The sequence below is a fragment of the Nonomuraea aridisoli genome, from assembly GCF_003236395.1.
Taxonomy (GTDB): Bacteria; Actinomycetota; Actinomycetes; order Streptosporangiales; family Streptosporangiaceae; genus Nonomuraea; species Nonomuraea aridisoli.
Genome location: NZ_POUD01000375.1, coordinates 1 through 7372 on the forward strand (window position 1 = coordinate 1; position 7372 = coordinate 7372).

Genomic DNA, 7372 nt, shown 5'->3' on the forward strand with positions numbered 1-7372 from the left:
GTGTGGGTGGGCCTGTCGCCGGAGGGGCCGCGGACGATCACGTTCGCGACGCGGTTCGACGCCTTCGAGCGGCCCTCCGACCTGGCCGACCGGCTGCCGAAGACGCTCATCCACCGCAACGTCCCGGGTGAGCGGATCCATGCGTTCCTGAGCGACTTCGACCACGCCTGGGCGGTCAGCGCCGCGTACGGGGCTCATGGGCGTCGGCAGCGGTGGCTGGCCGCCGTGCGCTTCCTGTCGGTGTCGTGGCCGGTGCCGCTGCGCCCGCCGTTCGGCGGGGACGCCAGGTGGCGGCTCGGCGAGCTCACCCTGCCCTGGTCGGCCGTGGCGCCCCTCCAGAGCCCGGCCCCGACGTAGAGCCGGGCCTCGCCCTAGAGCCGAGCCTCTGCCTAGAGCCGGGCCTCGAACACCGCGTACGCCGCCGCGTCGAACAGGACGAACCTCAGGTCCTCCACCCGTGTGTCCGCTTGGCGCACCGCCTCCAGGGCGATCCTGGCGGCGTCGTCCATCGGCCAGCCGTACACGCCGGTGGAGATCGCCGGGAAGGCCACCGACCGTGCCCCGAGCTCGTCGGCCACCCGCAGCGACTCGCGGTAGCACGAGGCCAGCAGCTCTGAGCGGCCCTCCGACCGGGAGTGGACCGGGCCGACCGTGTGGATCACCCACCGCGCGGGCAGCCGCCCGGCCGTGGTGGCCACCGCCTGGCCGGTGGGCAGGCCCTTGCCGTACTGGGAGGCGCGCAGCTTCCTGCACTCCTCCAGGATCTCGGGGCCGCCGCGCCGGTGGATGGCCCCGTCGACCCCGCCGCCTCCCATGAGCGAGGAGTTGGCGGCGTTGACCACCGCGTCGACCTGCTGCTCGGTGATGTCGCCCTGCACCAGCGTGATCTCCATCCCACCGACCGTGTCAGCCACGGCCGCCGGTTGGCAAGCGGGGCGCGGCGACGAGCACGTTCACGTCGGGCGAAAGTTCCCTGACGTCCTCCAGCACCAGCCCGGCCGACTCCAGCAGCCGGGCGTACTCGGCACGCGTACGGCCCGCGCCGTCGCGGACGTCGATCATCAGGAGCCGGCCGTGCTCCCCCATGGCCGCCCGGCAGTTGGCCAGCACGCGCGCGACCGGCTCGTCGTCCCGGTCGCGCGGGACACGCGAGAGCAGGTAGACGTCGCCCCCGGCCGGGACCGCCTCCAAGAGGTCGCCCGCCGCGAACGAGCACCGCCCGGCCAGCCCCGCCTCCGTCATCGCCACGCGGGCGCGCTCGACCGCCTCGGAGGCGTCGAACAGCGTGCCGCGCAGCCCCGGCGTCTGCGAGAGCACGGCCGCGAGCAGCGCGCCGTCGCCGCCGCCGACGTCCACGACGCTCTCGTGCCGGGTGAAGTCGTACACCAGCGGCACCTCGGTGAAGAACGACGGCTCGCGGGCCCTCTCGGACCGCGCGGCCGGCTCCGGGCGCTCGGCGGAGAACGTCCGGCCCGTGGTGACGGCGTACGCGAGCGCCGCCCACGATGCGTGGAACGGGCCCGCGTGGAACAGCGCGAGGCCGGCCAGCGAGCACGGGTGGCGGCGGGCCAGCAGCGCGCCGGCCGGCGTGAGCGCGTACGCGCCGTCGGGCGCGCTCTCCACCAGGTCGTGGCTCTCCAGCAGGCGCAGCAGGCGGGACAGCGCCCCGGGGTGCGCGCCGATCCGCTCCGCCAGCTCGGCGCAGGTCAGCGGGTGCTCGTACAACAGGTCGGCGAGGCCCAGCTGGGCCAGGGCGGCCACGGCCTGCGCGGCCCAGGCGCCGGTGAGCTCGGCCGGCCTGTCGCGCCGTACGGAGTCGTCAGCCATGGGCCGCCGGCTCGCGTACTGGACGCTCACGCGGCGCCGCCGCCCGGAGCGTCACCTCGTCGATTACCGTTCGTGACATCGAAGCCACGTTAAGAAGTCCCGCGCCCCGGATGCCAGCTCGACACGTTGTAGAGCTAATCTGAAGGGCGTGAAGGGTCTCGGCGAGCTTGAACGCAGCATCATGGACATCCTCTGGGCGGAGAACACCCCGTTGACCGCCCGCGAGGTCGGCAAGCTCATTGCCGACCGCGACCTTGCCCCCACCACGGTCATGACCGTTCTCGACCGCCTCACCCGCAAGGGTTTCCTCCAGCGCACCCGCGACGGCCGCGCATGGCGGTACGAACCGGCAGAAAGCCGCGACGCATACATCGCCGAGCTTATGCTGGAAGCCTTGGACCTCACGGGCGACCGCTCGGCCGCCCTGACCCGCTTCGCCCAGGCCGTATCGGGCAGGGAGGCGGAGATCCTGCGCAGAGCCCTTACGGAGCTGGAGGAAGAGTGATCACGGCAGCGGTGCTGGCAGCGCTCGCCACGGCGTGCGCGGTCGGCTCCTGGCGTTTCACCACGGCCCGCTGGACCTCCCGCGCTCCTCGGCTGGCCATCATTCTCTGGCAGTCCCTGGGCGTCTCCTGGGGCCTGGCCACGACCGGCGCCATGCTCGCCTACGCCGTCCAGCCGTACGGCACGGGGGTGCTGCACGGGCTGATCGCGTTCGCCGGCGGCGAGGCTCCCGCGCAGGCGTGGGACCCGCTGCACGTCCTGGCCCTCATCACGGGGCTGACCGCGCTGGCGGTGCTGATCGCGGTGCTGCTCACCGCGGGCGTGCAGACGCTGCGGGCCCGGCGGCGCCACCGCATGCTGCTGCGTATCATCGCCCACGACGATCCGGGCGTCCCGGGCGTGCGGGTGCTGGCCCACCCGGGCGCCGCCGCGTACTGCGTGCCGGGGCTGCGCTCGCAGGTCGTCGTCAGCGAGGGCGCGCTCAAGCTGCTGTCGGAGGACGAGCTGAAGGCCGTGCTGGCCCACGAGGCGGCCCACGTGCGCGAGCGGCACGACCTGGTGCTGCTGCCGTTCGCCGCGCTGCGCCGGGCGCTGCCCTGGTCGAAGGTGGTGGCCGACGCGCAGGCGCAGGTCGAGCTGCTGATCGAGATGGCCGCCGACGACCGTGCCCGCCGCTACTGCTCGCCGCGCCGGCTCGCCACGGCGCTGCTGCGCTTCGGCACGGCCGGGGCGATGCCGACCCCGCACGGCACGCTCGGCGTGCACGCCCAGCACGTCATGGCCAGGGTCGAGCGGCTGGTCCAGCCCCTCCCCGAGCTCGCCGCCTCGACGCGCTACGGCTTCATCGCGCTTTCCATGACGTTGGTCACGGCCACCCCATTTCTCTGGATCATTCAGCTCTAGCGCTAGCTCTGGTTAATCGCCGCGTTTGCAATTGCAAGCAGCGAGAGGCAGACTGGGGCTATGGCACTACCCAAAGTCGGCTCGATCGGTGAATACATCCGCGAGCAACGGCAGCAGGCGAAGATCTCGCTGCGCCAGCTCGCAGAGGCGGCAGGGGTCTCCAATCCCTACCTCAGCCAGATCGAGCGCGGCCTGCGCAAGCCGAGCGCCGAGATCCTCAACCAGATCGCCAAGGGTCTGCGGATCTCGTCACAGGTGCTCTACGTGCAGGCGGGCCTCATCGAGGACCGCGAGCCGCCGAGCGACGTGATCACCGCGATCAGAGCCGACGCACATCTGAGCGAACGGCAACGTCAGGTGCTGATCGATATCTACGAGTCGTTCCGTAAGGAGACGCGCGCCGAAGACGAGCAGACCTCCCAGAACGCTCGCCCCCGGCACGCCTCCGATCCGGACGACGAGCCGCTGCCCGAGGAGTATCTCGCCGCTCTTGAGCCCTATGCGGCGCCCTCGAGCAACGGCAACGTCACCCAGGAAACCAAGGAAGGTTAACCCATGACGCTCGCCACTGAGGTCAAGAAGCTGACCGATTCCAAGCCGTTCTACGCCGTCGCCGGCGCCGGCGACTTCGCCGTCGAGAAGCTGCGCGAGCTGCCCGAGCAGCTGCAGAAGCTCCAGTCGCGCCGCTTCGACCTGGCCAAGGAGCTGCCGGTCAAGGCCCGCGAATACGCCGACAAGGCCGAGGGCATCGCCCGGGAGTTCCCCGACAAGGCGCGCGAATACGCCGACCAGCTCACCCAGAGGGCCACCGAGGTCTACGAGGACTTCGCCACCCGTGGCCGCCGGGTCGTGAGCAAGACGACCGGCGAGGCCGCCCTCGAGCTGGAAGAGGTGTCGGAGGCCGCCGAGCCGCCCGCCGCCAAGCCCGTCCAGCCGGCGAAGAGGAACACCCGCACCGCGAAGGCCGCCAAGGCCTGACCGGAGCACGCGGCCCGTCTCCCGCCGGGGAGACGGGCCTTTCCGTTCGGGGGTGCCCGCCTGTCGGGGGCGCCCATTAGGCTGAAGCCGACTTCATCGCGGCGTTGGGCGGAGCCAACAACATGAATCTGATCAACGGTGTCTTCAACCTCCTGTTCCTGGTGCTCGCCGTCGTCATCTTCGGCATGTCGATCTACGCGCTCGTTCACGCCCTCCGGGTGCCGACGCCCGCGTTCGTCTCGGCGGGCAAGCTCCAGAAGAACATCTGGCTGCTGATCCTCGCCCTCGCCACCCTCTTCTCCGGCGGCGGCGCGTGGGGCTACTTCAACGCGTTCCTGGTCGTCGGCAGCCAGGCCTTCCTCGGCATCGGCATCGGCATCTTCTCGATCCTGGCCGTCATCGCGGCGACGGTCTACATCGTCGACGTCAAGCCGGCGGTCAAGGGCATGGGCGGCCGTGGCAACAGCGGCCCCTACGGGCCCTGGTGACGGCTCAGGCCAGCTCGGCGGCCAGCCAGGCGGCGATCAGCTCGTGCCCGGCGTGCGTGGGGTGCACGCCGTCGCGCAGCGCCGTCGCCGGCGGCCAGCGCCGGGTCATCGGGTCGGCGAAGGTCACGCCGCCGTCCTGAGCCGCCCGCGCCAGCACGTCCCGCACCGCGTACGCCCTCCTGGGCGGCTCGCCCATGAACAACGGGCCGACCACGACGACATCGGTGCCCGGCCAGTGGGCGCGCACCTTCGCGAGCAGCCGGTCGGCGGCGGCGCGCACCCTTGCGGGGCGCCAGCGGCGGTCGTTGTGGCCGCCGGAGATGACCAGCAGGTCGGGCGCGGGGCGCCAGGCCAGCTCCACCTCGAACGACCGCTCGAACGTCCTGCCCACCCGGCCCTCGTTGACGTAGCCGGTGCCGCTCGCCCCCGCGATGACCGGGCGGGCGCCCATCAGGCGCGCGGTCTCCGACGCGTACGTCTCCGACGGCGGCACGGGCCCGGAGCCGACGGTGAAGCTGTCGCCGAGGAACATCATCACGCGCGGCGCGGGCTCGGCCGCGGGCGGTTCGGGCGGGGCACATGCTGACATCGTCGTAAATATCGCCAGAAGGGCGGCGGCGGGGGGCTTTCGCGGACCAAACCTCCAGCCACGCATGACCACCCCGGGGCACTAGGCTGCCGACATGACCTACGACCTCCACGGACGCACCCAGCGATTGGAGCTGTCCGACCAGAACCTGCGCGACTTCGAAGCCGTCGTCCTGGACGCGACGCCGGAAGGGATCGTGCTGAGCAGGTCGGCATTCTATCCGGGCGGGGGCGGCCAGCCGGCGGATCACGGCGTGTTGATCTGGCAGGGCGTGGAGACCCGCGTCGTCGGGGTGCGCAAGGGCGACGACCTGGAGCTGATCCCGGCCGAGGGCGACCCCGTCCCGCCGGTCGGCACGGTGGTCAGGGGCGCGGTGGCCGACCCCCGGCGCTCGGCGCTGATGCGCACCCACTCCGGCCTGCACGTTTTGTGCGGGGTGGTCTTCCGCGACTACGGCTGCCTCGTCACCGGCGGCAACATGGACGAGATGAGCGCCCGGATGGACTTCAACCTGCCCGAGGTGCCGCCCGGGTTCAAGGAGGCCGTCGAGGACGCCTGCAACGCCGAGATCGTCGCCGACCGGCGCATCGACGTGCGCGTGCTGCCGCGCGCGGAGGCGTTCGCGATCCCCGACATCATCCGCACGGCCACCAACCTCGTGCCGGAGACCGTCCAGGACGTGCGCATCGTCGACATCGTCGGCCTCGACACCCAGGCAGACGGCGGCACCCACGTGGCCTCGACCAAGCAGATCGGGCGCATCAAGGTCGCCAAGATCGAGAGCAAGGGCCGCGGCTTCCGCCGCCTCCGCATCCAGATCTCCGACTGATCCCCGATCAGGGACGCCGGCCCCGTCAACGCGCCCGGAAAACGGTTCGACGGGCTTCGCGGACTTCTGACACAGTGCGCACCATGACGAGCTTCGAGCCGGTGACCGCTGCGGACGTGGAGCTCATGCAGGGTCTGGCGCAGCGTGTCACCGCCACTCGCCCGGACCTGGTCAACAGCGACGCGTCGTTCGGCGAGCTGGCCTGGAACTGGGGCAAGGGGCACGCCGCCCACGGCTCCGGCTGGCCGCGCCGGCTGTGGTTCTCCGGCGGGGAGCTGGTGGCGTGGGGCTGGGCGCAGCTTCCGCACCAGGTGAGGCGGAACGACGGGTCGGTGAAGGACGTCACCGGCGCCTATCTGGCGTATCAGGTCCATCCCGACCACGCCGGGCTGGTCGACGAGGTGATCGACTGGTACGACGAGACGGCGGCGGGCATCGAGCGCACGGTGCTGCCGAGCGCGGCCGACGGGTTCGCCCTGGAGCGATGGGCGGCGCACGGCTACGAGACCGATCCGTCCGCGCTCGGCGACACGGGGACCTGGACGCAGCTCAACGAGCGAGACCTCACCGACCTGGAACAGCCGGTGTTGCCGGCCGGTTTCCGGTTCCGCACCGCCGAGGAGGCCGGGCCGCAGGCCGCGGTCCAGGCCCATCTGGACGCCTGGGCTCCCTCGGCCTACACGGCCGAGAGCTACGAGGGCGTCCGGCGGACGGCGGCGTACCGCGGTGACCTGCATCTCCTGGTGGAGGCGCCGGACGGCACGATGGCATCCTCGACGATCATGTGGCTCGACGAAGTGAACAAGACCGCCGAGTTCGAGCCGGTCGGGACACATCCGGACTTCCGGCGCCGGGGGCTGGGAAGGGCGATGCTGCTGCACGGGATGCGGCTGGCGCGAGCGGCCGGGGCCACTCACATGACGGTCGCCTGCCTGGGCGCGCCGGGGCATCCCGAGGCGCGCGGGCTGTACTACAGCGTCGGCTTCCGGGAGTTCACGCGGGACGCGCCGCTCGTCAAGACCGCGGGGTCGTCCGAGTAGCCGCCACGGCGCTAGATCGTTGATGTGAAATTCGGGTTAGTGATCGTAAGCGATCAGGGATCGTTTCACGGGTGCGCCGATGTTCCAGTTGTGCCAGATGACGGCGTTGAGGGCGAGGATGCGCTGGCTGATGCGCGCCCACAGGCCGTCTGGGTGGCGGGCGTTGTGGCGTTCGAGGCCGAGCTGGTTCTTCAGCGTCCAGATGATCGCTTCG

The 7372-nt window shown here is 71.5% G+C and carries 10 protein-coding genes and 2 pseudogenes; 8 read left to right on the plus strand and 4 right to left on the minus strand.

Annotated elements, in window-relative coordinates; all coding sequences use genetic code 11:
• Window positions 1–357, plus strand: a pseudogene (locus C1J01_RS44340) (class I SAM-dependent methyltransferase); the annotation flags it as partial.
• Between the two features lie 32 nt (window positions 358–389).
• On the opposite strand, the gene C1J01_RS44345 reads toward C1J01_RS44340, so the two are convergent.
• Together C1J01_RS44345 and C1J01_RS44350 are read right to left on the minus strand one after the other, a co-directional pair.
• Window positions 390–893 (minus strand): O-acetyl-ADP-ribose deacetylase, encoded by a 504-nt coding sequence (locus C1J01_RS44345; protein WP_111185019.1) that lies wholly within the window; start codon window positions 891–893, stop codon window positions 390–392.
• Between the two features lie 13 nt (window positions 894–906).
• Window positions 907–1827: a methyltransferase gene (locus tag C1J01_RS44350; protein ID WP_111185020.1), complete on the minus strand. Its 921-nt coding sequence runs from the start codon at window positions 1825–1827 to the stop codon at window positions 907–909.
• 148 nt (window positions 1828–1975) lie between these two features.
• Between C1J01_RS44350 and C1J01_RS44355 the strand changes: the two genes are divergently transcribed.
• The 5 genes from C1J01_RS44355 to C1J01_RS44375 all read left to right on the plus strand — a co-directional run bounded on the left by C1J01_RS44355 (window position 1976) and on the right by C1J01_RS44375 (window position 4700).
• A complete protein-coding gene (locus C1J01_RS44355; RefSeq protein ID WP_111185021.1) occupies window positions 1976–2332 on the plus strand; it encodes a BlaI/MecI/CopY family transcriptional regulator in 357 nt (118 codons plus the stop codon).
• Window positions 2329–3234: a M56 family metallopeptidase gene (locus C1J01_RS44360; protein ID WP_111185022.1), complete on the plus strand. Its 906-nt coding sequence runs from the start codon at window positions 2329–2331 to the stop codon at window positions 3232–3234. Before C1J01_RS44355 ends, C1J01_RS44360 begins: the two co-directional genes overlap by 4 nt.
• A 60-nt stretch (window positions 3235–3294) precedes the next feature.
• Window positions 3295–3786, plus strand: a complete 492-nt coding sequence (locus tag C1J01_RS44365) for a helix-turn-helix transcriptional regulator (protein ID WP_111185023.1) — start codon at window positions 3295–3297, stop codon at window positions 3784–3786.
• Window positions 3787–3789: 3 nt separating this feature from the next.
• Window positions 3790–4212: a hypothetical protein gene (locus tag C1J01_RS44370; RefSeq protein WP_111185024.1), complete on the plus strand. Its 423-nt coding sequence runs from the start codon at window positions 3790–3792 to the stop codon at window positions 4210–4212.
• 122 nt (window positions 4213–4334) lie between these two features.
• Complete coding sequence (locus C1J01_RS44375; RefSeq protein WP_111185025.1) at window positions 4335–4700, plus strand: DUF2516 family protein; 366 nt, start codon at window positions 4335–4337, stop codon at window positions 4698–4700.
• A 4-nt stretch (window positions 4701–4704) separates the two neighbouring features.
• On the opposite strand, the gene C1J01_RS44380 is transcribed toward C1J01_RS44375, so the two are convergent.
• Window positions 4705–5289 (minus strand): SGNH/GDSL hydrolase family protein, encoded by a 585-nt coding sequence (locus tag C1J01_RS44380; protein ID WP_235855080.1) that lies wholly within the window; start codon window positions 5287–5289, stop codon window positions 4705–4707.
• Between the two features lie 94 nt (window positions 5290–5383).
• Here C1J01_RS44380 and C1J01_RS44385 point away from each other — a divergent pair, with 94 nt between their 5' ends.
• Window positions 5384–6118, plus strand: coding sequence for an alanyl-tRNA editing protein (locus C1J01_RS44385; protein WP_111185026.1), 735 nt, complete (start codon window positions 5384–5386; stop codon window positions 6116–6118).
• Between the two features lie 83 nt (window positions 6119–6201).
• Window positions 6202–7158: a GNAT family N-acetyltransferase gene (locus C1J01_RS44390; protein WP_111185028.1), complete on the plus strand. Its 957-nt coding sequence runs from the start codon at window positions 6202–6204 to the stop codon at window positions 7156–7158.
• 36 nt (window positions 7159–7194) lie between these two features.
• Here C1J01_RS44390 and C1J01_RS54210 read toward each other — a convergent pair.
• Window positions 7195–7372 (minus strand): annotated as a pseudogene (locus C1J01_RS54210) (IS982 family transposase); the annotation flags it as partial.

What these genes read in the sequence shown, in the direction of transcription:
- C1J01_RS44345 (WP_111185019.1), bottom strand. Translation starts at nt 893, where the DNA reads ATGGAGATCACGCTGGTGCAGGGCGACATCACCGAGCAGCAGGTCGAC.
- C1J01_RS44350 (WP_111185020.1), bottom strand. Translation starts at nt 1,827, where the DNA reads ATGGCTGACGACTCCGTACGGCGCGACAGGCCGGCCGAGCTCACCGGC.
- C1J01_RS44365 (WP_111185023.1), top strand. Translation starts at nt 3,295, where the DNA reads ATGGCACTACCCAAAGTCGGCTCGATCGGTGAATACATCCGCGAGCAA.
- C1J01_RS44370 (WP_111185024.1), top strand. Translation starts at nt 3,790, where the DNA reads ATGACGCTCGCCACTGAGGTCAAGAAGCTGACCGATTCCAAGCCGTTC.
- C1J01_RS44375 (WP_111185025.1), top strand. Translation starts at nt 4,335, where the DNA reads ATGAATCTGATCAACGGTGTCTTCAACCTCCTGTTCCTGGTGCTCGCC.
- C1J01_RS44380 (WP_235855080.1), bottom strand. Translation starts at nt 5,289, where the DNA reads ATGTCAGCATGTGCCCCGCCCGAACCGCCCGCGGCCGAGCCCGCGCCG.
- C1J01_RS44385 (WP_111185026.1), top strand. Translation starts at nt 5,384, where the DNA reads ATGACCTACGACCTCCACGGACGCACCCAGCGATTGGAGCTGTCCGAC.
- C1J01_RS44390 (WP_111185028.1), top strand. Translation starts at nt 6,202, where the DNA reads ATGACGAGCTTCGAGCCGGTGACCGCTGCGGACGTGGAGCTCATGCAG.